This is a genomic window from Ochrobactrum sp. SSR, from assembly GCF_030067775.1.
In the GTDB taxonomy this organism is placed as follows: Bacteria; Pseudomonadota; Alphaproteobacteria; order Rhizobiales; family Rhizobiaceae; genus Brucella; species Brucella teleogrylli.
Genome location: NZ_CP125970.1, coordinates 184,816 through 207,088 on the forward strand (window position 1 = coordinate 184,816; position 22,273 = coordinate 207,088).

Below are 22,273 nucleotides of genomic sequence, written 5' to 3' on the forward strand. Positions count from 1 at the left end.
TCCGGCAAGAGTGCCAATTGGTTTTGCATTGGGAAATAGGGCGGCGGTTGAAAATATAATGGACAACAGAACGCCGAAGCTTCCCGATCATATTCAAGTCATTGCTGAAACACCCCATTTGGATTTTGCAAATGTCGAGGTGGTCGTGACGCTGCCGACATTTCGCCGCCCCGAACATCTCCTGCGCACGCTGGAAAGCGTGAAGGGGCAGGTGACCGGACGGCAATTCGCGATCATCGTGGTGGAAAACGAGGCGGAGGAACGCGCGGGCGCGGCGGTCGCGGCACCGCTTTTTGCGGCGGGCACTTATCGCGGTCTGGTGATCGTGGAAATGCAGCGCGGCAATTGCAACGCCTATAATGCGGCCTGGCTGACAGCGCTTGGCTATTTCCCCGCCATGAAGCATGTGCTGGTGATCGATGACGACGAACTGGCCGACCCGTCATGGCTGGAAAATATGATCGCTGCGGCGGAACGCTATTGCGTCGATCTGGTCGGTGGCCCGCAGGTGCCGGTTTTCGACCGCCCGGGCTCGGAGGCGTGGGCGCGGCATCCGGTTTTCCTGCCGACCTATCAGCAGAGCGGACCGGTGCCGACGCTCTATTCATCCGGCAATCTGGCTGTGGCGCGGCCTGTGCTGGAAGCGGCGGGTTTTCCGTTTCTCGATCCGATGTTCAACTTCACCGGCGGCGGCGATTCCGGATTTCATCAGCCGTTCCGTCGCCAAGGGTTTCAAGACAGGCTGGTGCGCGGAAGCCCCGGTGCGTGAAACCGTCCCGGCGCGGCGGCTGGAAGCCGACTGGATTCGGGCGCGCGGTTTGCGCAATGGCATGATTTCCACCATGATGGAGCGGCGCAAGCGCAAGGACGAACCGTTCAGCGCGGCGCGGGTCTTTCTCAAGAGCGCGTTTCTGCTGGGCTTTTCGCCGTTCAAGGCGGTCTACAAGGCGGTTCAGGCGCGTTGGGTTTCCGTCGGCGCCTATTATATCCATGTCGGATTGGGCCGGGTCATGGCGCATTTTGGATATGAGCATGAGCAGTATCGCAACCCGGACAAAAACTGACAGCGGCGCACCCAGTGCTGTCGCAGCCGGGGTTGCGGGGGCGCACCGTGCGCAAATGCGGAAGGTGGCGCTCGCTGCCGCCATGATCATCATGTGCATTTTGATGATTTCGTTTCGCCCATTCATGCCCGAGCCGGAAACCGATGGCGGTGGCGGCGGCGATATCATCAACCAGCTCGGTTTCAGCCTTCTGGGTGTCATGGCCATGCTGGCGCTTGCCACGCTGGCCGACCCGCGAAAGGTGGCGCGGATTGTCGGCTTCGGCTGGTCGCTGATGTTTCTCCTGCTATTCGCGTCGCTCATGCAGAGCATCTATCCGGCTGTAGTCATGCGCGGCGCTATTTTCACGATGATCGGCGTTTGCTGTGTCGTCGCGGTTCTCGCGTTGCCGCAGGACGGCGATGGCTATGCACGACTTTTGATGACGGTAGCATCTGTCGTGCTGGTTATTTCCTATGCTGGCGTGGTGCTGTTGCCTGCGGGGGCAACCCATGGTGCAGACCCGATCGAACCGCAGAACTCCTATCTCTGGCGCGGTGTCTTCAGCCACAAGAATGTGGCCGGTCCCGTCATGGCGGCTTTCGCCTTTTCAGGGCTTTATCTCTGGCGGCGGGGCTGGCGCGTCAGCGGCGTGCTGATTGGCCTGTCGGCCTTGTTCTTCGTCGCGCAGACCGGCTCGAAAACCACCATGGCGCTGGTGCCGATGGCCATGTTGCTGGTAATGGTGCCGGGTGCATTCGGCCTGCGATTTCTGACCGTTGCGGCGATTTTTTCCATTCAGTTCCTGTTCGCGTTCCTTACTTTCGGGACGGTGCTGTTCGATCCGGTCCGCCAATTTGTCGAGAGCCTCGGCATTGACGCGACTTTCACCGGGCGCGTGTCGATCTGGCAATTTGCAATCGAAAATCTGCCGGGCCGATTGTGGACCGGCTATGGCTATGAAAGCTTCTGGAAATCGCCCATCGCGCTGGAGGCGGCCAATCCTTATTATCTCGGCTGGGATGTGCGCAACATGGTCCATGCCCATAATGGCTATCTCGATCTGGTCATCGCCATGGGCATTCCGGGGTTGATCTGCGGCGTGGCGGTGATCATCGTGATGCCGCTGGTCAATTATATGCGGTGCAGGCCGCAGCGCGAAAACCTGCTTCTGGCCGATTACTTCCTGATGATCGTGTTCTTCTGCACGTTGAACGCGATGATGGAAAGCTTCTTCTTCCGACGCGTGGACCCGGTCTGGCTCACCACTTTGTTGGGGATTTTCGGGCTGCGACTGACATCCAGAATCAGCATACCGAAAAGGCTGGCCGCTTCTACCGGAGATCATTCATGAATATTGCAATTGTCGGCACGGGTTTCGTCGCCGATTACTACATGACCACCCTACGCAATTATCCCGAACTGGTGCTGCGCGGCGTCTATGATCGGTCGCCGGAGCGGCTCAAGGCATTTGCGGCGCATTATGGCGTGCAGGTCTATGACAGTTTCGATGCCGTGCTGGCAGACCCGGACGTGCAGATCGTGGTCAATCTGACGACGCCGGAAAGCCATTATGAGATTTCGCGGGCGGCACTCGCCGCAGGCAAGCATGTCTATTCCGAAAAGCCGCTCGCCATGAGTTTCGATGAGGCGCGCGCGCTGGTCGATTTTGCCGCGAGCCGCGGCCTGACGCTGGCCGCTGCACCCGCCAATGGTCTCAGCGATGCGCAGCGGCTGGTTTCCTCGGCTATCGGCACTATCGGCACGCCGCGTCTCGTCTATGCGCAGATGGAAGACGGCCCGGTTTTTCGCGACAGATGGTCCACATGGCGCTCGGCCTCCGGCGCGGCCTGGCCCGGCCTGCACGAATTTGAAATCGGCTGCACGCTCGAACATGCAGGCTATGCGCTGTCATGGCTGGTTTCGCTGTTCGGCCCGGTGGAAAGCGTCACGGCGTTTTCTGCGATCACCTTTCCCGACAAGGGGCCGGGCACGGAACATCTCCACATGGCTCCCGATTTTTCGGTCGGTTGCCTGCGTTTCAAGTCGGGCCTTGTGGCGCGGCTGACATCGGGTCTCGCCATGCCGCGCGACCGCAGCCTGACGGTGGTGGGTGACAAGGGCTCGATCAGCGTGGACGATCTGTGGGACAACCGCTCTGCCGTGCGGCTTGAAAAGGCGGATGAAAAGACGCGGTTCTGGGCGCGGCTTTTCATCATCCTTGAAGTGCGGATCGGCAAGTTCCTGTCGTGGAAGCCGGTTGCCGGAAAGAAGCTATCCTATCCAAAGGACGGTAAATCCGCTTTGCCTGCTTACCCGTCGCAGATCGATTTTGCACGCGGTATCGCCGATCAGGCGCGCGCCATCGAAACGGGCGCGACGGCGTTCTTTTCCGGTGATGTGGCGCTGCACATTACCGAAATCGCGCTGGCGCTCAACAATGCTGGCGACAGCGCGGTGCCGTATCAGATGAAGAGCAGTTTCTAATCGCTCGATACGATCCGATGCAGGATGTCCGCCACGGCTGTGCTGTCCGTCAGAGGCATGACCGGACTTGAAATCGCGCCATTGCGCACGGCATCGCGCACGGCCAGCGCCTGAAACTGAAGCCCGTTGCCGGAAAAGGTGTGGTTTTCGATTTTGCGACCCGGCAGGGGCAGGCGGTTGATGATCTTGCCAAACAGGCCGGAGCCTTTGCCTGGTCCAAAGGGTGATTTCGATGCACCAGCGGAATAGACAGTCAGGCGCTGGGCCTTCAGGAAAGGTCCGTGCAACAACAGCGCGCCCTTGGTTCCCGTGATCAGCATACGATTGTCGCCATCCCGGTCGAAGCCGCAGGAGAGCCGGGCTTCCGCGCCGGGCCAGAACAGTTCGATCTCCGTGCGCAGATCGACGCCGTTATCGGCGCGTTTGCAGCGGCCCTGCGAGCGCTCCGGCGGTCCTATGAAGAACAGCGCCAGCGAGACCGGATAGACGCCGAGGTCGAAGGCTGCCCCGCCGCCCAGTTCCGGATCGAAGAAGCGGCTCTGCCGGTCATAGGCGCGCAGATAGGAGAGGTCCGCGTCGATGCGCGTGACCTTGCCGATGGTGCCCGTCTCGATGTGGCGTTTCGCTGCCTGTATGGCGGGAAGAAACCTTGACCACATCGCCTCCATCACGAAAGTCCCGCTGATTTCGCTGGCTGCCGAAAGACGCCCCGCGCCAGCGGCATCAAGCGCCAGCGGTTTCTCGGTCAGGCAGGGCTTGCCTGCGGCAATGACCTGCAAGGTCTGCGCGACATGCATGGCGCTGGGCGTTGCGATATAGACCGCATCGATATCCGGGTCTGCAAGGAATGTGCCGACCGTGTTGAAGGTCTTGGCGGCGCCGATACGGTTGCCGAAAGCTTCCGCCGCTTCCAGCGTACGCGAACAGACGGCGGAAACGCGCATGCCTTCAACGGCAGCGATATCGGCTGCGAAGGCGCTGGCAATGGCGCCAGTTCCCCATATCCCCCAGCGAAACTCGCTATGCGCGTTTTTCTGTTGCAATCTGCGCCTCGTCCTGCCTGCATTCACATAAATGTCTTATAACCTATGATAGCAGGCCGGGAGTGTTTTTTCCTTTGCGAGAAACCTGCTCTGCAACAGTAATTTGGTCGCTACACAAATGGCCAGAGCAACAGATGGGATGAGGATCATGCGTGGTGGATTTGTCGTGGCCGTTGCACGCGATGGGGAACATCGTTTTTCCAAGCAGCCCGTACCGGAAATCAATATCCTGACCGGGCTTGGTGTCGAGGGCGATGCGCATCAGGGCACAACGGTGAAACACCGTTCACGCGTGAAGGTGGATCCGACCCAGCCCAATCTGCGACAGGTGCATCTCATTCAGGCCGAACTTTTCGACGAACTGTCGGAAAAAGGTTTTCAGATCGCGCCTGCTGATCTTGGCGAGAACGTCACCACGCGGGGTGTCGATTTGCTGGGTTTGCCGAGAGACGCTTTGCTTAAAATCGGCAAGGATGTGGTGTTGCAGGTGACAGGCTTGCGCAATCCATGCCCGCAGATTGAAAACTTCCAGAAAGGCCTTCTCTCGGCAGTGCTCGACAAGATGCCGGATGGCGAAGTGATCCGCAAAACTGGTGTCATGACCATCGTTCTCGCTGGTGGGCATGTGCGCGCTGACGATCCGATTGAAGTCGAGTTGCCGCCGCTGCCTCACGTAAAGCTTGAGCGCGTTTAACACTACAGCTGCATTCTTCGCCATGCCGGTCTGCAACGAGCAATTTCCTGTGCGCCGGTGCTCACGTACCCAAAAGTACGCTCCGCTCCGGTACTCGAAAATCACTCCTTTCGCCACGGCCTGACGAATTTGCAACTATAGTGTTAGACGAAGCCTGCGGCAATCGCGGCATCGGAGAGCCTCGACATTGCTTTTCATATAGCGTAGTGGGACCACTCCGGCATGCGGCGTGCCGCCCATGGCGATGCAGATTTTTTGAGTCCCGCATGATACCGTCTCTGATCAGGAAACAGCCCCTCAACGGCCTCACACTCGAACTCTCGCAGCACTTGGCCCGGGCGGGCTTTCAAGGTGACGTGGAAGTCGGCGACAGCTCGCGTACCGTCTATTCCACCGATAATTCGATCTATCAGGTAGAGCCGACCGGCATCGTGTTTCCCAAGGGCACGGACGATCTGAAAATCCTTACATCGGTTCTGGAACAACCGGCATTTCGCGACGTGGTGATTTCGCCACGCGGCGGCGGCACCGGCACCAATGGCCAGTCGCTCACCTCCGGTATTGTGGTCGATTGCTCGCGCCACATGAACCGCATTCTGGACATCGACACGGAACGGCGCGTGGCCCGCGTCCAGTCGGGCGTGGTGAAAGACCAGCTCAACAAGGCGCTGAAACCGCATGGCCTGTTCTTCGCGCCGGAGCTTTCCACCTCCAACCGTGCCACCATCGGCGGCATGGTCAGCACGGATGCCTGCGGGCAGGGGTCGTGTCTTTATGGCAAGACCAGCAATCACATTCTGGGGCTCAATGTCGTCCTGACCAATGGCGAGGAACTGTGGTCACGCCCGCTCGACGGCCCGGCGCTGGCGCAAGCGCAGCAGAAGCCCGGTCGTATCGGTGAAATTTATCGCGCTGTTGCGCGCATCGCGACCGAAAAACGGGCGCTGATCGACGAGATTTTCCCGAACCTCAACCGTTATATGACGGGTTATGATCTGAAGCATCTGTGGCGCGAGGATGGGCGTTTCGATCTCAACGCCATTCTGTGCGGATCGGAAGGCACGCTGGCGATGATCGCGGAGGTCGAGGTCAATCTTCTGCCGATCCCGGCCCATGCGCTGCTGATCAATATTCGCTATGACAGTTTCAACACCGCGCTGGAACATGCCCGCGCGCTAGTGGCGCTGAAGGTCGCTTCCGTCGAAACCATCGACGAAAAGGTGCTGGGTCTTGCCAAGAAGGACATTGTCTGGCCGGGCATTGCGCGCTTTTTCCCGGATGATGGCGGCAGCCCAACCAATGGCATCAACATTGTGGAACTGGTGGCCGACAGCGCGGTAGAGCTGGAGAGCAAGTTCCGCGAAGTGATTGCTGCGCTTGATGCCGATCAGTCCGATGGCGGCAAGCCTTACACCATTGCGCGTGATCCAAAGGATATCGAGGCGATCTGGACCATGCGCAAGCGCTCGGTCGGTCTGCTCGGCAATGTCGATGGGCCGTTGCGTCCGGTGCCGTTTGTTGAGGATACGGCAGTGCCGCCGGAGAACCTTGCCGCCTATATTCGCGAGTTTCGGGCGCTGCTCGACGGCGAGGGCTTAAGCTATGGCATGTTCGGCCATGTCGATGCGGGCGTGCTGCATGTGCGCCCGGCGCTCGATCTGACGCGGACCGATCATGAACCGCTGGTGCGCAAGATCAGCGATGGCGTGGTTGCGCTGACGCGCAAATATGGCGGCGTGCTGTGGGGCGAACACGGCAAGGGCGTGCGGTCGGAATATGTACCGGAATTCTTCGGCGCGCTTTATCCGAGCCTGCAGGAAATCAAGGGCCTGTTCGACCCGCGCAACCGGCTCAATCCCGGCAAGATCGCAGCGCCCGCCTCGCAGGCACTGCTGAAGATCGATGAGGTGCCGCTGCGCGGCCAGTTCGACCGGATCATCGGTCTGGAAATCCGTGAAGCTTTCGACAACGCCGCTTATTGCAACGGCAATGGCGCCTGTTTCGATTTCGACGATGCGAGCCTGATGTGCCCCTCCTACAAGGCGACGCGCGACCGCCGCTATTCGCCGAAGGGTCGCGCCTCTTTGATGCGCGAATGGCTGCGCCTGATGGCGGAGAGCGGGAAAGACCCGCGCAAGGAAGCAGGAAAAGCTCGCAGTGCCAGTGCAATCCGCACGCTGCCCGCAAGGCTGTGGAACTCGATCAACCCCGCCAATCGCAACGATTTCTCGCATGAAGTGCGCGAGGCGATGGATAGCTGCCTAGCCTGCAAGGCCTGTGCGGGGCAATGTCCGGTCAAGGTCAGCGTTCCGGCCTTCCGGGCTAAATTTCTCGAAATCTACTATGGACGCTATGCCCGCCCGATCAAGGATATGATGGTGGCGAGTATCGAGAACACCTTGCCTTTGTTTGCGCGGCTCAAGCCCGCCTATAATGTATGGGTTGGGTCATCTCTGGGGCAGGCGCTGATGCGTCGGGCCGGGCTGACGGCGCTGCCGGAAATGCCTGCTTTGTCACTGGCGCGTGAAGCGCGACGCATGGGCGTGGCGGTGGCAACACCGGAGCGGATGCGCAAACTAACGGAGGCGCAGCGGCAACAGGCGGTGGTGTTCGTGCTGGATGCCTTCACGGCCCATTTCGACCCGGCTGTCGGGCTGGCCGCGCTGCAATTGGCGCGCAAGATGGGCTTCACGCCCTATCTCGCCGCACCCAACCAGAACGGCAAGGCCCTGCACGTTCACGGCTATCTCGGCGCTTTCGAGAAAACCGCGTCGAAATCCATCCGCTATCTCAACGAACTGGCCGAGATGGGCATTGCGCTGGTCGGTCTCGACCCTTCCATGACGCTGACCTATCGCAGCGAATATAAGGGGGTCGAGGCGGCGCGGATCAAGGCGGAGGTCAATCTGATGCAGGAATGGCTGGACGCCCATCGCGACCGTCTGCGTAGCGCTGACACTATGGCGCGTGAAAAGCGGCTGCGTCTCCTCGGGCACTGCACCGAGCGCAGCAATGTTCCATCCTCGATGAAGCAGTGGAAATCCGTGTTCCAGCAGATCGGCGTGGAGCTGGATGTGCCGGAAACAGGCTGTTGCGGCATGGCGGGCACGTTCGGCCATGAGGTCCGCAATCGCCCGATTTCGGAAAAGCTGTACGCTGCAAGCTGGAACGGCATCCTCGCATCGTCCGGCGAGGGGGATATCATCATGGCGACCGGCTATTCCTGCCGCTCGCAGGTGAAGGCGATTGACAGCCGCGCCATCCGGCATCCTGTCCAGATACTCAATGAAATGGTCATGCCCGTCGGCGCGTAGTTTTAAGTTTCCTTGATTGCAATCAAGGAAAACCTGATACAGCGGGACTAGATTTCCGTTTGCGGGCTGCTTTGCCCGCATGTTTGGGCGCTTTCGGCCTGTCTGCCCGGGCAGCGGCGGTGCTCGTGATGGAGATCGACATGAAAATGCGTATGACCGCGTTGGGACTTGCCGCCGGTGTCTTGGGCCTTCTTTCTGCGCCCGCTTTTGCTGAAAATATTGAAGTTCACATGCTGAACAAGGGCGCTGAAGGCGTCATGGTGTTCGAACCGGCCTATATCAAGGCAAAGCCGGGCGACACGGTGACCTTCATTTCGGTGGACAAGGGGCACTATGTCGAGTCGGTCAAGGACATGCTTCCCGCCGGTGCCGCGCCATTCAAGAGCAAGATGAACGAGACCTATGTGCTGACCGTCACGGAGACCGGCGCCTATCTCGTCAAATGCACGCCGCATTTTGCGATGGGCATGGTGGCCCTGATCGCTGTTGGCGACAATCCGGCCAATCTCGATCAGATCGTCGCCGCCAAAAAACCGAAGATCGTGCAGACGCGTCTGGAGAAAGTCATCGCCAGCGCGCAGTGACGGGCAAGGGCCTTCGTAAAACCGCACTCAATCCGACCGAAAACTGCGCGATGCATGCACGCAGTTTTCGGCAACTTGACATTTAATCAATCGATTGATTAAATCATCCTATGAAACCGCCCCGTCGGACTAGTCCGGCCAGCTCCACTGGCCAAGGCGAAACATCGCTCCCCAGTGATCAGACGCGCATGGCGTTGATCCATGCGGCATTGCGGCTGTTCGGGTCGAAAGGCTACGACGCCACGTCGACGCGCGAAATTGCGGGTTTTGCCAAGGCGAATATCGGGTCCATCGCCTATCATTTCGGCGGCAAGGAAGGTCTGCGGCTTGCCGCCGCTGACTATATCGTCGAGACGATACAGGGCGTTGCCGGTCAGGCGCTCGGTCATTACGGGGCAATCGGCGAGCCCGCGGTGACGAAGGAGGCCGCGCGTCAGCAGCTGGGCGTCGCGCTGGAACGGATGGTGCAGTTCATCGTGGCGCAACCGGCGTCCGGCGAAATCGTTCAGTTTCTGTTGCGGGAACTGGCGCATCCGACCGCAGCGCTCGACCGCATCTATTCCGGCGTTTTCGAGCCGACCCACAAACGGCTTTGCGCCGTCTGGGAGGCGGCGACCGGCGAAGCGGCGGAAAGCGAGCAGACGCGCCTCACTATTTTTACGCTGTTAGGGCAGGTCGTCTATTTCCGGATCGGGCAAGAGGCGGTGAAGCGGCGCATGGGCTGGGCGGCTTTCGGCCCCGATGAGGCCAGGGCGGTTGCAGCCGTTGCGCGGCAAAATCTGTTCGCCATTCTTGCCGCCCGCGATGCGCAGCACAATAAGGACGAAGTGCAATGAGCCTTCTCTGTATCGTTCCTTTCGCGTCCTATCTGTTCGCGGCATGCAGCAGCCAGCCGTTGGCCGTGGGCTATGTGGAAGGCGAGTTCGTGCAGCTCGCACCGCTCGAAGTTGCGCAGGTGCAATCCGTCATGGTGAAGCGCGGCGACCGTGTGGAACCAGACAAGCCGATTGCGCTCACCGAAAATACGGATGCGAAGATTGCGGTTGCGCAGGCCGCAGCCGCACTGGCGCAGGCCGAGGCGAAGCTTGCGGATTTGCAGGTTGGCAAACGCCCGGATGAAATTGCGGTTCTGGAAGCGTCGGTGCGCACTGCCAATGCGCAGGCCGATGATGCGCGGCGCACATTGTTGCGCACGCAGGACCTCGCCAAGCGCGGGGTGATGACGCAGGCCCAGCTGGACGATGCCAAAACCAGTGTGGAGGTCGCCGAAGCGGCCATCAATCAGAGCATGGCCAATCTGGCCGTAGGGCGCTTGCCCGCCCGTCCGGAAGAAATCAAGGCGGCTGAAAACGCGGTCAAGAGCGCTGCCGCGCAACTCGATTCCGCGCGCTGGCACCTGACCAAGCGCACCATCGTTGCACCTGCTGCCGGGCGGATCACCGATGTCATCCGCAATCCGGGCGATATTGCCGGGCCAACCGCGCCGGTGCTGACCATGTTGCCGGACGGCGCTGTGAAGCTGAAAGTCTATATCCCGGAAGCAAAATTCTCCTCCGTTCGGGTGGGCGACTTGCTGTCGGTCCGTTGCGATGGCTGCGCGGCAGACCTCAAGGCGAAGGTGAGCTATGTGTCGCCGGACCCTGAATTTACGCCGCCGGTGATCTATTCGCTCGAAACGCGCCAGAAACTTGTCTATCTCGTCGAGGCGCATCCGGTCGATCAGGCTTCGCCGCTCCAGCCGGGCCAGATCGTCGATGTCGATCTGGCGAACCGGTAAACGGAGGCGATCATGCCGAACGCCATCGATGTCAAAGGCCTGGTGAAGCGGTTCGGCGATGCAACCGTCGTCGATCATGTGAGCATGTCGGTGGCGGAGGGCGAGATTGTCGGCTTTCTGGGGCCGAACGGTTCCGGCAAGACCACGACCATCCGCATGATGTGCGGCCTGCTGACCCCCGACGAAGGTGAGGGGCAGGTGCTCGGTTTTGACCTGCGCACGGAAGGGCTGAAGATCAAGCGCGAGGTCGGTTACATGACGCAGCGCTTTTCCTTCTATGAAGACCTGACCATCGCCGAAAATCTGGAATTCGTGGCGCGGCTTTATCGGCTGAAGCCGGTGCGGGAGCACGTCGCGCGCACGCTGGAAGAACTTGGCCTGACATCGCGTGGCAGCCAGCTGGCCGGAACGCTTTCCGGCGGCTGGAAACAGCGGCTGGCGCTTGCCGCCTGTATCATGCACAAGCCGAAGCTCTTGCTGCTGGACGAGCCGACCGCCGGTGTCGATCCCAAGGCGCGGCGCGATTTCTGGGACGAGATCCACCGCCTTGCCGATGGCGGCCTGACGGTGCTGGTTTCGACCCACTATATGGATGAGGCCGAACGCTGCCACCGCATCAGCTATATTTCCTATGGCAAGCTTCTGGCGACGGGAACGGTCAAGGATGTGATCGCCGAGGCGGGGCTGACGACTTTCATCGTCAGCGGCCAACGGCTCAGCGATGTCGCGCGCGAACTGGAGAACGAGCCGGGTGTCGAGCAGGTGGCGCCATTCGGCGCGACGCTGCATGTTGTAGGCTCCGACCGGGCCAAACTTGAAACGGCGCTCGACAAGATCAGACACCGGAAGGACATCGCGGTCGAGGCGGGCGAAACCAGCCTTGAGGATGTTTTCATCCAGTTCATGGCCAATGCGCAGGACAATATGTCGAAAGCGGGAAGCGACGGGAGTAGCAAGGCCGGGAGCAGCAAAGGATGACCGGCAGCTGGTTTTCATTCGAGCGTCTTGGCGCGATGTTGATGAAGGAATTCATCCAGATGCGGCGCGACCGCATCACCTTCGCCATGATGCTGGTGGTGCCGCTGATGCAGCTTCTGCTGTTCGGCTTTGCCATCAACAACGACCCGAAAAGCTTGCCAAGCGCGGTCGTCGTGACAAGTCAGGATCATTACACCCGGGCGATGATTTCGGCGCTGGAAACGACCGGTTATTACCGCTTTGATCATGTGGTTCAAAACGCTGCCGAAGCCGAAGCGCTGCTCGCCAACGGCACAGTCTCTTTCGTGGTCACCATTCCTTCCGACTTCGCGCGGCGGGTGGATGCTGGCGATGCGCCGCAAATCCTGATCGAAGCCGATGCTACCGATCCATCGGTGGCAAGCGGGGCGATTTCGACGCTCGGCACCGTGGCCAGTCAGGCGCTGCTGCGCGAGCAGGGCAAACAGGCCGAAGCGACGGATGCCGCCAGCAGTCAGCTGCAGGTGATCGTGCATCGCCGTTACAACCCGGAAGGCGTGTCGCAATATAATATCGTGCCCGGTCTGCTCGGGGTCATCCTGCAAATGACGATGGTGATGATGACGGCCATGGCGCTGACCCGTGAAACCGAGCGCGGCACCATGGAAAACCTGCTTGCCATGCCCGCCACGCCTGCCGAGATCATGCTGGGCAAGGTGCTGCCGTTTCTGGCTGTCGGCGCGGTGCAGGTGGTGGTCGTGCTGGTTGCGGCAAAGCTTCTGTTCGGCGTGCCGTTCGTCGGATCGCTGGCGCTGCTTCTGGCTTGCGTGCTGATCTTCGTTTTGTCGCTGGTATTGCTCGGCTATACGATTTCGACCGCTTCGCGCACGCAAATGCAGGCCATGCAGCTGACCTTCTTCTTTTTCCTGCCATCGCTGATGCTGTCGGGCTTCATGTTCCCGTTCCGAGGTATGCCGGACTGGGCGCAGACTCTGGGCGAGATTTTCCCGCTCACGCATTTCCTGCGCATCGTGCGCGCCGTCATGCTGAAAGGCGCAACCCTTGCCGACATCGCCGGCGAGGTGAATGCGCTGATCCTGTTCGTTGTTCTCTTTGCCACGATGGCGCTGTTGCGCTTCCGGCGCACGCTCGATTAACGAAACGCGCGCCGGAGCCAGGTTTTATCAGCAAGCCGAAGCGGCAAGCTCCACTTTCGGGCGGCGTGACAACGTGAAGAGCAGACCCGCTGCAGCCAGAAGGCCTCCGGCCACCGGGATAGCGGCATAGCCGTAGCCAGCGCTCAGCACCGCGCCACCCAGAGCAGCGCCCACTGCATTGCCAAGGTTGAATGCGCCGATATTGATCGACGAAGCGAGCCCCGGTGCTTCGGCTGCGGCCTGCATAACGCGCATCTGAACCGGCGGCACGATGGCGAATGCCGCAGCACCCCAGGCCAGCAGACTGATGAGCGCGCCGACATGGCTGTTGAGCGCGAACGGCAGCACGAAGCTGACGGCTGCGAGCATGGCGAGGAAGATCCGCGTTGCGCCATTGAGCGACCAGTCGGCCAGACGGCCACCCAGCGCATTGCCGATGGTAAAGCCCACGCCGATGATGACGAGCGCCAGCGTCACGAAACCGTCCGAAGCGCCGGTGCGATCAGCCAGAACGGCGGCAACATAGGTGTAGAGCGTGAACATCGCGCCTGCGCCCATCACGGTTGTCGCCAGCGACTTCAACACGGTTGGCCGCATCAGAACGCCCAGTTCCTGACGGATATTGGGCATCTTGCCCGCTTCACCGCGCGGCAGCGAAAGCCAGAGCGCGACAATGGCGACGAGGCCGAGAACCGCAGTTCCCGCAAACGACATGCGCCAGCCGATCTGCTGTCCGATCCAGGTGGCTGCCGGGACGCCGCCGATATTGGCAATGGTGAGACCCATGAACATGGTCGCAACCGCGCTGGCCCGTTTTTCCGGCGGCACGACGCTGGCCGCAACAACTGCGCCGAGACCGAAGAACGCGCCGTGGTTGAGGCTTGTCACCAGACGTGCGGCAAGAAGCGTCCAGTAATCGGGCGCCATTGCCGAGAGAATGTTGCCGATGGTGAAGATCGCCATCAGCAGCATCAGCGCGGTGCGCTTGCCGAAGCGACCAAAGGCCAAAGTCATGATCGGCGCACCGATCATCACGCCAATGGCATAGGCGCTGACCAGAAGACCAGCGGTCGGGATCGATACGTTCACACCATCGGCGATGACAGGCAGCAGGCCCATCGGCGCGAATTCGGTGGTACCGATGCCGAAGGCACCGATTGCAAGCGCAAGCAGCGGCCAGTTGAAACCGGCCGCGCTGGTTGCGCTTGTCTGAGCGGTTGAAGCACTCATAGCGAAATCTCCGTATTACTTGTCCCAGACAGGCGCCAGCTCGGGAGGGCTGACCAGACGTCCATCGGGGCGGGCGAGCTTTGCAATCGCTGCCATGTCTTCAGAATTGAGTTCAAAGTCGAACAGGTCGAAGTTTTCCGCGACACGTTCCGGCTTGGCGGTCTTCGAAAGCGTGATGAAGCCGCGTTCGATGAGCCAGCGCAGCGCAACCTGTGCGGCGGTCTTGCCGTATTTCGCGCCAATGGCCTGCAACGCCGGATCACGCGGAACCGCCCCATCGGCCATGCCGAAATAGGCGGTGATGGCAACGCCTGCTTCCTTAGCGGCTGCGGCAATCGCGTTCTGGTCGAGATAAGGATGAACCTCGATCTGGTTGGTCACGATCGGCGCGGGGCTGCGTTCAATCGATTCTTTCATCTGCGCGATATTCTGGTTGCTGACGCCGATAAAGCGCGTCTTGCCGGAAGCCTGAACTGCGCTCAGCAGGTCAACCTGTTCGGCAATCGATACTTTATGGGCTGGCCAGTGCAGAAGCAGCAGATCGACCTGATCGACTTGCAGCTTGTCCAGGCTTTCGGTTACGGAAGAGGCGAATTTCTCTTCGCTATAATTATCGACCCAGACCTTGGTGGTCAGGAACAGATCGTCACGACGCGCGCCTGCCTTTTGCAAGGCTTGGCCAAGGGCTGCTTCGTTCTGATAAATCTGGGCGGTGTCGAAATGGCGGAAACCTGCTTCCAGTGCGGCTGGAGTGATGGCTTCCACTTCGGCATCCGACATGCGGAAAACGCCGAAACCAAGCGCGGGAATGGCCGCGCCATGTGCGTTGATGAACTTCATGGTAACTCCTGTTGACTGGCTGGACGCGTTTCGCGCGGAGGCGCACGAAGCTTGGGAGGCAGACGCTTCCAGTCAGGAATCTATTAGAAACCTGTGATGTCCCAAGAAATAGGCCCAACATTCTCACTTGAAAATGCGCTGGCGTTCCACATTATCTATGAAACGATTTCACAGATGAGGTCATGAATGGATAATCGCGCCGGTGAGATGCAGGTTTTTCTGCGGGTCGTGGAGGCGGGCAGCTTCTCTGAGGCGGCACGATTGCTGCGCATGAACCCGTCCACGATCAGCAAGCTGATTTCCCGCATCGAGACGCGGCTGGGCGTGCGGCTTCTGGAACGGTCGTCGCGCCGCTTGTCGCTGACCGCCGAGGGGCGCATCTATTATGAGCGCAGCCAGGGGCTGCTGCACGACTTCGATGAGATCGAGCGCGAACTGTCGCAAGGCTCGGCCAGCACGGGCGGCACGGTGCGCGTCAACACATCGGTCGCGCTGGGCACGCTGGGACTGGAACCGATATTGCCGGAATTTCTTGCCGCCTATCCCAATATTGTGGTGGACCTGTCACTCGGCGACGAGATTATCGATCTCTATCGTGATCGAACCGATGTGGCGCTTCGCACCGGTCGGTTGCCGAACTCCAGCATGATGGCGCGCCGGATCGGACTGGCCCGGCGCAAGATTGTGGCGGCTCCGGCCTATCTGGAGCGGTGCGGCACGCCGCTGACGGTAGACGACCTTGCGGACCATAATTGCATCGGGTTCAATTTCCGCCGTATGGCGCCCGTCTGGCCGCTCAAGGAAAGTGGTCGCATTGTCGACCGCGCCGTCTATGGCTCGTTGCTCGCCAATAATGGTGAAACGGTCCGTCGCATGGCCGTCGCCGGTCTGGGGCTTGCCCGCCTTGGTGACTATCACGCCCGCGACGATATAGCTGCCGGTCGGCTCGTCGAGGTGCTGGCCGATGTGATCGAGAGCGACGAGGAAGAGGTGAACGCTGTCTATCTGGGTGGCGCGCGCCTGCCCCAGCGTGTGAAGGTTTTCCTCGATTTCGTGGTGCCGCGTTTGCAGGCGTTTCTCGCCAAGTGAAGTGGAATCATGCCGAATCATGTTGCATATTTGCTTCTAAATGCCGGTTTTCCGCACAAAACGGCGCTTTCCGATAAAATTTAGCACACCTAATAGCTCAATAATTTCAGGTCCTTGAGACGGCGTGTTCGGCTTTTCAAGAATCCGTGCTCTCGTTTTGTATTGACTGTTAACATCGCGTTAACCACAGTTTGTTGCAATGTGTTACGCAGTGTTACAATTGGTGAACTGGAAGCGAGGTGCGGATTGAAAGGTGTACGGCAGATAAAACGACAATCCCGGCAGGCAAGCCTGCCACAAGGGGATAAGTCTGCCGTGGCCAGCATGACCTCATTCTGGGGCCTGATGCGCGCCTATTGGGTGTCGGACCGCTGGAGAGAAGCCTGGGCGCTCACCGCCGCGATCTTTCTTCTGACGGCTTTCGTCAGCAAGACGACGGTGTGGGTGGCGGAAGCCTCCGGTCATCTGATGAACTCCATTGTCAACGCCAATACCGCACCGGTTCAAAACCCGCTGGCGACGATCTCCATCAATGCAGGCATTCTCATTCTGCTGATGCTGGCGAAGGATGTAATGCTGGTAGGGTCACGGCATTTCCTTTCAACCACCTTGCACCGCAAGTGGCGCAAATGGCTGAACGACCAGTTTTCCGCAGCGCTTCTTAATAGCAGGCACACGCATTTCCATTTGCAGCAGGGCCGCGGGAAGGACCAGATCGACAATGTCGATCAGCGCTTGCAGGAGTCGATCAAGGGCATGACAGGCGGGGCCATTGGCCTCGTAATGGGTATTGTCGGCGTCGTGCTGTCGGCCTTCTTCATCGGGCAGAAGCTGATTGAAATGTCCACGGATGTGGAAGGGCTTGAAGTCTTCGGCTCCTATGGCAGCGCGGTTCTCGCCTTTGCCGCCATCTTGATTTACGTGCCGCTTGGCACATTCGTCGCCGTCAAAATCGGTCGTCGTCTGGAACGCCTCAATCTCGGCATTCAGCAGGCGGAAGGTTCCTATCGTGGCGAGTGGACGACCCTTCTGCGCCGCAGTTTCCAGATTTCCGCCTCTAATGGCGAGGCCGTGCAGCGTTCGGTGAACGAACGTCTCTACAAGGATGTGGACGGAACGTGGAATAAGCTCAATCGTTTTGACGCGGCCTATCTCGCCTTCCAGCAAGCCTATGGCTTCCTGTCCAACCGCATCGTCGCCTATATTCCGGGCCTTCTGCCCTATATGGGCGGATCGGTGAGCTTCCGGAATTATGTCACGGGCGCGGAACTCGTCACCGCCATGATCAATGATTGCTCGTGGTTCATTCAGGTCATGCCTGCCATCGCCAATCTGCGCGCCAATGCCGGTCGCGTGACCGGGCTGGCGCGCGCCATGGAAAATGTGCAGGACCCGACGGATTTCTATGCGCGCTCGGGCGTCAACCGCTTTGCCTTTGGCCGTCAGCACCCGCGCTTCGGCCTGTCCGTCCGCAACCTCACGCTGATGCAGGGGCCGGGCAGCGAAGCGCCGTTCCTGCGTTCCGGCGTCATCAATATCCGCGCAGGCGACTGGGTCTATATGCGCGGTGAATCCGGCTCGGGCAAAACCTCTTTCGTCAAGGCGCTAAACGGCCTTTGGCCCTATGGCACCGGCGATATCATCTATCCGCAGAACGCGACCACGCTCTATGCCACGCAGGATGCGAAGTTCCCGTCCGTCTCGCTGAAGCAGCTTGTCAGCCTGCCGGGCGATGCCGGAAGCTTCAGCGATCTTGCCGTCGCTGCGGTCCTGCATGAAGCGGGTCTCGGCGAATTCATCGAAAAGATGAACGATAGCGATGCCGGTGGTGCACCGTGGGATATGGTTCTATCTGGCGGGCAAAAGCAGAAGATCGTGCTGGCGCGCATTCTCCTGCACAAGCCTTCGATCATCTTCCTTGATGAAGCCACAGGCGCGCTCGACCCGACTTCAAAGGCGCGCTTCCATGCCGCCCTGAAGAGCCGCTGCCCTGATGCCATCGTCATCAGCATCATGCATGAGGAAAAGCTTCCGGTGCTGGAAAACGGCGCGCAGGTCTATTCCCATGTGCTGGATATCCGCAATGGCTATGTATCGTTGCGTCCAGTCCACTTCGATCTTCCGGGTGCTGCCAACGTCCCGCTCATCGCGGCTGAATAATCGCTGTCTATAACGCAGGGTTGTAAAAGTCCAAATTTGGACTATATTCCATTCTGGACGAATGGAGACGATCATGGCTCGGAACGCGGCGGTGTTAAAGACAGGGATTGAAAAAGGACCGGACATTCTCGATCCGCGCCGTTTCGGCCCATTATCGCGCAAGCGATTGAGTGCGCCCGGGCTGCGTACCTTTCTGGCCATTGCCGATCTCTGGGGGCTGGACGAGCAGCAGCGTCTGCTGGTTCTGGGTCTTCCGTCGCGCTCGACCTATTACAACTGGGTGAAAGCCGTGCGCGAACATCGCGATATCACGCTGGATGTCGATGTGCTGACGCGCCTGTCTGCCGTGCTCGGCATTCATCAGGCGCTGGGTGTTCTTTATCCGGATGAGACGGCGGGCGTGCGCTGGCTGACGACGCCCAATCGCGCAACGGTGTTTGGCGGGCATCCGCCGCTGAGGCTGGTGACCGGTGGCACGCAGGACGGATTGCTGACTGTGCGGCGGTTTCTCGATGCGGCCCGTGGCGGCCACTTCATGGAACCAAACGAGATCGACAGCGCCTTCACGCCTTATAGCGATGCCGACGTGGTGTTCTCGTGAGGCGCAATCCCGCGCCGCATCCGAGTTACCGGCTTATTCCGTCGCGTTTTCCTCCGGTCGGACTTTTCGACACGGTGGCGACCGCTGCCGATCTGGAAGCGGTGATGGAACTGGCCGGCTGGACCAATGACCGGCTACTGGTCGAACGTCTGCAAAGGCTACCGCATGAGGAATGGGTGTTCGGCAGGCCGAATTCCAGCATCGTCATGGCGACATTTCTGCATGTCGCGCCGGGCGGCATGCGGTTCAACGGGCCGGAGCTCGGCGCATGGTATGCCGCCGCCAGCATCACCACCTCCGTAGTGGAAGTCGCGCATCATATGCGCCGTGAGGCGGTGGCCACGGGGCAGGAAACGCTTTCCCGGACATTCCGCGTTTATAGCGCGCGCCTTGAAGGCGATTTCATCGATATCAGCGGCGAACAGGTGGCAAGACCTGAAATCTATGCATCCGACGACTATCGCGCGTCGCAGCTTTTCGGCGAGGAAATGCGCGCTGCCGGAGAAAACGGCATCCTGTTCGATAGCCTCCGCCATGAGGGCGGCGTCAACATCGCCGCTTTTCGTCCGAGCCGTATTCTCGATGTTGTGCAGGGCGACCACTACGATGTGACGGTCGAGGCATTCTCGCAGAAAATTCAGGCGAAGAAGCTGTCGGGATAAGGCATTTGTTACACCGCCCATTCGACATCGGTGGTGAAGGCGATGGTGAGCCAGCGGTCGGGGCTTTCTTCACCCAGCGCATTGCCGATTTCATCGCGCAAAGCGTCCCATTCTTCCAGCCGCCGGGGTGGTAGGTTGGGCGGAACGATAAAGTAAAGTTCGATCTGTTTGCCGCGACCGACTTTGGCGACATAAGCGCGATAGGACATGAAGCCATGACGCTTCACAATGTCTTGCGCCACGCTGTCGACATGTTGCTTGAGATCGGCGGGCGTAACCAGAAATATGTCGGCCAGCGCCTGTTTTATCGTGCCGATAGGCATAGGGATGATGGCGAGACAGACCACGGCCAGCGCGGTCGGGTCGATATAGGGCGCTATCCAACCAAGCTCGGTGCCCTCCACGAGATAGCCGATCAGGAAGGCGATCAACAGCGCGGCGGTAATGCCGCCCGACATGATCCACGCCTTGGCATCCAGCGCCACGAACTCCGATTTTATGACGCGGTTGGCGCGCATTTCGAACCACGCCATGCCGAGGCATGCAACCAGCGCAACCACCGCATAGAAGATGGCATAGGTGAATTCGAGATGGCGACCGCCCTGCATGATAATGGCAATCGCATTGATGAGTGCGTAGATCGCAACGCCGGTCAGCATGATGCCGTTCAGGCCAAGCACCATCGGTTCCAGATGCCAGAACCCCATGGTGAAACGCTCGCGCAATTTGCGGTTGGGCTGCTCCGGGGATGCGGAGAGCGCGATGAGGCGCGATACGATCAGCGCGAGCCCGCTCATGGCTGCGTCGGCCAGCATATAGACACCGTCGAAGACAATGGAGAATGAACCGGACAAAAGACCGAATACGACGCCGAAACCGGCGACCAGCAGAGTAACGCCTATCGAGAGTTGAAGAACCGTTTGTTCACCGCGCAATTTTTACTCCAAATTTAAAAATCAAATCGGCAATATGGCTTGAAAGGTCATTCGCCGCTTTATTCGCGTTGCGTGCGATGGAAAATATATACATCGAAGGAAGGAAACCGGCAAATTCGAGATGTTTTTATTGAAGAATCCTCTAACATGAAAGTCATCGCTTCGGCTTCCTGAAGCTTTCCTGCGTGCTGTCGTTCGCAAACGAAAAGAAGGGGTGCGTCTTGTCGATACGGATTGGCCAAAAATACGGGCACCTCATTCACGGATGGAGCTGCGCCTGCCATAGCCCGCAAGCCCTGCAACTGATGGCACGAATGGAAAAGAAGCTGTCGCGCCGCAATCTGCTCAAGGCTGCCGCCGCAACGCTTACCGTATCGGCACTGGGCCTGACCGGCACGGCGATGGCGCAGACCAAAGCCCCGGCAAAGCCGTTTCTCCTGACCAATGTGAAGATTTTCGACGGCACCAGCGCCAAGCTCATCGAAGGCCAGAACGTTCTGGTGGAAGGAAATCTCATCAAGGCGCTGGTCGGCGCGCAGGAAACGGTCGCAGACGCGGACGTTATAGATTGCGGTGGTCGCACACTGATGCCGGGCATGATCGAAGCCCACTGGCACTCCATTCTGGCCGGAATATCGCAAATGGCGGCCATGACAGCCGATATTCCCTATGTGCATCTGGTGGCCGCGCAGGAAGCCGAGCGCACGGTGCTGCGCGGCTTCACGACGGTGCGCGATGTTGGTGGGCCGTCTTTCGCGCTCAAGCGCGTCATTGACGAGGGCGGCGTGGTGGGCCCGCGCATTTACCCATCCGGCGCCATGATTTCGCAGACCTCCGGTCACGGCGATTTTCGTATGCGCACCGATCTGCCGCGAAGCGCGCAGAGCGATCTGAGCGTGGCGGAACGGGCGGGCATATCGGCCATTGCCGACGGCGAGGCCGAAGTGCTGCGCCGCGTGCGCGAGCAGTTGATGCTCGGCGCAAGCCAGATCAAGATCATGGGCGGCGGCGGTGTTTCCTCATCTTACGACCCGATCGACGGTATACAGTTCACCGAAGCCGAGACCAAGGCGGCTGTTGCTGCCGCCTCCGACTGGGGCACCTATGTCTGCATCCACACCTATACATCCGCCGGCATTCAGCGGGCTCTCGATTGCGGCGTGAAATCCATCGAGCATGGCCAGCTTGCCGATGAGGAAACCGTCAAGCGCATGGCCGATGCCGATGCGTGGTGGAGCATTCAGCCGTTTCTTTCCGACGAGGATGCCAATCCGAAATCCGACCCGGTGCAGCGCCAGCAACAGCAGCAGATTTCCGACGGCACGGTGAGGGCAATCGAGCTTGGGCGGAAGTACAAGGTCAAGATGGCGCTCGGGACCGACATTTTGTTCAACCCGAAGGGCACTGCGACCCAAGGCAGGCAGTTGGCGAAATTTGCGCGCTGGTATGACAATGCAGACGTGCTGCGCATGCTGACCAGCGGCAATGCCGATCTGGTCGCGCTTTCGGGGCCGCGCAATCCTTATCCGGCAAAACTGGGCCGCATCGAAGCGGGAGCCTATGCGGATATTCTCGTGCTGGATGGCAATCCGCTCGATGATATTTCATTGATTGCCGATCCAGACCGCACGATGAAGCTCATCATGAAGGATGGGCGCATTCACAAAAACACGCTTTCGGCTTGAAGGGGCGCATTTTGA

At 59.7% G+C, this 22,273-nt stretch carries 18 protein-coding genes and 1 pseudogene; 15 read left to right on the forward strand and 4 right to left on the reverse strand.

Annotated features, from left to right (window positions below):
• Positions 1–58: 58 nt before the first annotated feature.
• From QLQ11_RS12400 to QLQ11_RS12410, 3 genes and pseudogenes are all read left to right on the forward strand, one after another.
• Positions 59–1,064, forward strand: a pseudogene (locus tag QLQ11_RS12400) (glycosyltransferase family 2 protein).
• Positions 1,033–2,397: an O-antigen ligase gene (locus QLQ11_RS12405; RefSeq protein ID WP_109367742.1), complete on the forward strand. Its 1,365-nt coding sequence runs from the start codon at positions 1,033–1,035 to the stop codon at positions 2,395–2,397. Before QLQ11_RS12400 ends, QLQ11_RS12405 begins: the two are co-directional and overlap by 32 nt.
• Positions 2,394–3,530, forward strand: coding sequence for a Gfo/Idh/MocA family protein (locus QLQ11_RS12410; protein ID WP_109367741.1), 1,137 nt, complete (start codon positions 2,394–2,396; stop codon positions 3,528–3,530). Before QLQ11_RS12405 ends, QLQ11_RS12410 begins: the two co-directional genes overlap by 4 nt.
• On the opposite strand, the gene QLQ11_RS12415 is transcribed toward QLQ11_RS12410, so the two are convergent.
• The gene (locus QLQ11_RS12415; protein WP_121539239.1) at positions 3,527–4,573 is read right to left on the reverse strand and encodes a Gfo/Idh/MocA family protein; all 1,047 of its coding nucleotides are present in this window, start codon (positions 4,571–4,573) and stop codon (positions 3,527–3,529) included. The two genes, QLQ11_RS12410 and QLQ11_RS12415, sit on opposite strands and share 4 nt — an antisense overlap.
• Before the next feature lie 148 nt (positions 4,574–4,721).
• Here QLQ11_RS12415 and QLQ11_RS12420 point away from each other — a divergent pair, with 148 nt between their 5' ends.
• The 7 genes from QLQ11_RS12420 (at position 4,722) to QLQ11_RS12450 (ending at position 13,056) form a co-directional block, all read left to right on the forward strand.
• Entirely contained in the window at positions 4,722–5,267 is a 546-nt protein-coding gene (locus tag QLQ11_RS12420; RefSeq protein ID WP_109367739.1) for an MOSC domain-containing protein, read from the forward strand.
• 266 nt (positions 5,268–5,533) lie between these two features.
• A complete protein-coding gene (locus tag QLQ11_RS12425; RefSeq protein WP_109367738.1) occupies positions 5,534–8,581 on the forward strand; it encodes an FAD-binding and (Fe-S)-binding domain-containing protein in 3,048 nt (1,015 codons plus the stop codon).
• A gap of 146 nt (positions 8,582–8,727) precedes the next feature.
• Complete coding sequence (locus QLQ11_RS12430; protein WP_109368025.1) at positions 8,728–9,165, forward strand: pseudoazurin; 438 nt, start codon at positions 8,728–8,730, stop codon at positions 9,163–9,165.
• 110 nt (positions 9,166–9,275) lie between these two features.
• Positions 9,276–10,001 carry a DUF1956 domain-containing protein gene (locus tag QLQ11_RS12435; RefSeq protein ID WP_109367737.1) on the forward strand — a complete coding sequence of 242 codons (726 nt, stop codon included), beginning with the start codon at positions 9,276–9,278 and terminating at the stop codon, positions 9,999–10,001.
• Positions 9,998–10,942, forward strand: coding sequence for an HlyD family secretion protein (locus QLQ11_RS12440; RefSeq protein ID WP_109367736.1), 945 nt, complete (start codon positions 9,998–10,000; stop codon positions 10,940–10,942). Before QLQ11_RS12435 ends, QLQ11_RS12440 begins: the two co-directional genes overlap by 4 nt.
• A 12-nt stretch (positions 10,943–10,954) precedes the next feature.
• Entirely contained in the window at positions 10,955–11,920 is a 966-nt protein-coding gene (locus QLQ11_RS12445) for an ABC transporter ATP-binding protein (protein WP_121539243.1), read from the forward strand.
• Complete coding sequence (locus QLQ11_RS12450; protein WP_109367734.1) at positions 11,917–13,056, forward strand: ABC transporter permease; 1,140 nt, start codon at positions 11,917–11,919, stop codon at positions 13,054–13,056. Before QLQ11_RS12445 ends, QLQ11_RS12450 begins: the two co-directional genes overlap by 4 nt.
• Positions 13,057–13,083: 27 nt before the next feature.
• On the opposite strand, the gene QLQ11_RS12455 is transcribed toward QLQ11_RS12450, so the two are convergent.
• Positions 13,084–14,286 (reverse strand): MFS transporter, encoded by a 1,203-nt coding sequence (locus tag QLQ11_RS12455; RefSeq protein ID WP_124916258.1) that lies wholly within the window; start codon positions 14,284–14,286, stop codon positions 13,084–13,086.
• 15 nt (positions 14,287–14,301) lie between these two features.
• The gene (locus QLQ11_RS12460) at positions 14,302–15,126 is read right to left on the reverse strand and encodes an aldo/keto reductase (protein WP_109367732.1); all 825 of its coding nucleotides are present in this window, start codon (positions 15,124–15,126) and stop codon (positions 14,302–14,304) included.
• A 186-nt stretch (positions 15,127–15,312) separates the two neighbouring features.
• Here QLQ11_RS12460 and QLQ11_RS12465 point away from each other — a divergent pair, with 186 nt between their 5' ends.
• The 4 genes from QLQ11_RS12465 to QLQ11_RS12480 all read left to right on the forward strand — a co-directional run bounded on the left by QLQ11_RS12465 (position 15,313) and on the right by QLQ11_RS12480 (position 19,638).
• Positions 15,313–16,215, forward strand: a complete 903-nt coding sequence (locus tag QLQ11_RS12465; protein ID WP_109367731.1) for a LysR family transcriptional regulator — start codon at positions 15,313–15,315, stop codon at positions 16,213–16,215.
• A gap of 315 nt (positions 16,216–16,530) precedes the next feature.
• Positions 16,531–18,375, forward strand: coding sequence for an ABC transporter ATP-binding protein/permease (locus tag QLQ11_RS12470; protein WP_109367730.1), 1,845 nt, complete (start codon positions 16,531–16,533; stop codon positions 18,373–18,375).
• A gap of 73 nt (positions 18,376–18,448) precedes the next feature.
• The gene (locus QLQ11_RS12475) at positions 18,449–18,976 is read left to right on the forward strand and encodes an MbcA/ParS/Xre antitoxin family protein (RefSeq protein ID WP_109367729.1); all 528 of its coding nucleotides are present in this window, start codon (positions 18,449–18,451) and stop codon (positions 18,974–18,976) included.
• Positions 18,973–19,638: an RES family NAD+ phosphorylase gene (locus QLQ11_RS12480; RefSeq protein ID WP_109367728.1), complete on the forward strand. Its 666-nt coding sequence runs from the start codon at positions 18,973–18,975 to the stop codon at positions 19,636–19,638. Before QLQ11_RS12475 ends, QLQ11_RS12480 begins: the two co-directional genes overlap by 4 nt.
• A gap of 8 nt (positions 19,639–19,646) precedes the next feature.
• Here QLQ11_RS12480 and QLQ11_RS12485 read toward each other — a convergent pair whose 3' ends face one another.
• The gene (locus QLQ11_RS12485; protein ID WP_109367727.1) at positions 19,647–20,573 is read right to left on the reverse strand and encodes a cation diffusion facilitator family transporter; all 927 of its coding nucleotides are present in this window, start codon (positions 20,571–20,573) and stop codon (positions 19,647–19,649) included.
• A gap of 314 nt (positions 20,574–20,887) precedes the next feature.
• On the opposite strand from QLQ11_RS12485, the gene QLQ11_RS12490 reads away from it, so the two are divergent.
• The gene (locus tag QLQ11_RS12490) at positions 20,888–22,258 is read left to right on the forward strand and encodes an amidohydrolase family protein (protein ID WP_109367726.1); all 1,371 of its coding nucleotides are present in this window, start codon (positions 20,888–20,890) and stop codon (positions 22,256–22,258) included.
• Positions 22,259–22,273: the final 15 nt, after the last annotated feature.

What these genes read in the sequence shown, in the direction of transcription:
- QLQ11_RS12405 (WP_109367742.1), top strand. Translation starts at nt 1,033, where the DNA reads ATGAGCAGTATCGCAACCCGGACAAAAACTGACAGCGGCGCACCCAGT.
- QLQ11_RS12410 (WP_109367741.1), top strand. Translation starts at nt 2,394, where the DNA reads ATGAATATTGCAATTGTCGGCACGGGTTTCGTCGCCGATTACTACATG.
- QLQ11_RS12420 (WP_109367739.1), top strand. Translation starts at nt 4,722, where the DNA reads ATGCGTGGTGGATTTGTCGTGGCCGTTGCACGCGATGGGGAACATCGT.
- QLQ11_RS12425 (WP_109367738.1), top strand. Translation starts at nt 5,534, where the DNA reads ATGATACCGTCTCTGATCAGGAAACAGCCCCTCAACGGCCTCACACTC.
- QLQ11_RS12430 (WP_109368025.1), top strand. Translation starts at nt 8,728, where the DNA reads ATGCGTATGACCGCGTTGGGACTTGCCGCCGGTGTCTTGGGCCTTCTT.
- QLQ11_RS12435 (WP_109367737.1), top strand. Translation starts at nt 9,276, where the DNA reads ATGAAACCGCCCCGTCGGACTAGTCCGGCCAGCTCCACTGGCCAAGGC.
- QLQ11_RS12440 (WP_109367736.1), top strand. Translation starts at nt 9,998, where the DNA reads ATGAGCCTTCTCTGTATCGTTCCTTTCGCGTCCTATCTGTTCGCGGCA.
- QLQ11_RS12445 (WP_121539243.1), top strand. Translation starts at nt 10,955, where the DNA reads ATGCCGAACGCCATCGATGTCAAAGGCCTGGTGAAGCGGTTCGGCGAT.
- QLQ11_RS12450 (WP_109367734.1), top strand. Translation starts at nt 11,917, where the DNA reads ATGACCGGCAGCTGGTTTTCATTCGAGCGTCTTGGCGCGATGTTGATG.
- QLQ11_RS12455 (WP_124916258.1), bottom strand. Translation starts at nt 14,286, where the DNA reads ATGAGTGCTTCAACCGCTCAGACAAGCGCAACCAGCGCGGCCGGTTTC.
- QLQ11_RS12460 (WP_109367732.1), bottom strand. Translation starts at nt 15,126, where the DNA reads ATGAAGTTCATCAACGCACATGGCGCGGCCATTCCCGCGCTTGGTTTC.
- QLQ11_RS12465 (WP_109367731.1), top strand. Translation starts at nt 15,313, where the DNA reads ATGGATAATCGCGCCGGTGAGATGCAGGTTTTTCTGCGGGTCGTGGAG.
- QLQ11_RS12475 (WP_109367729.1), top strand. Translation starts at nt 18,449, where the DNA reads ATGGCTCGGAACGCGGCGGTGTTAAAGACAGGGATTGAAAAAGGACCG.
- QLQ11_RS12490 (WP_109367726.1), top strand. Translation starts at nt 20,888, where the DNA reads ATGGAAAAGAAGCTGTCGCGCCGCAATCTGCTCAAGGCTGCCGCCGCA.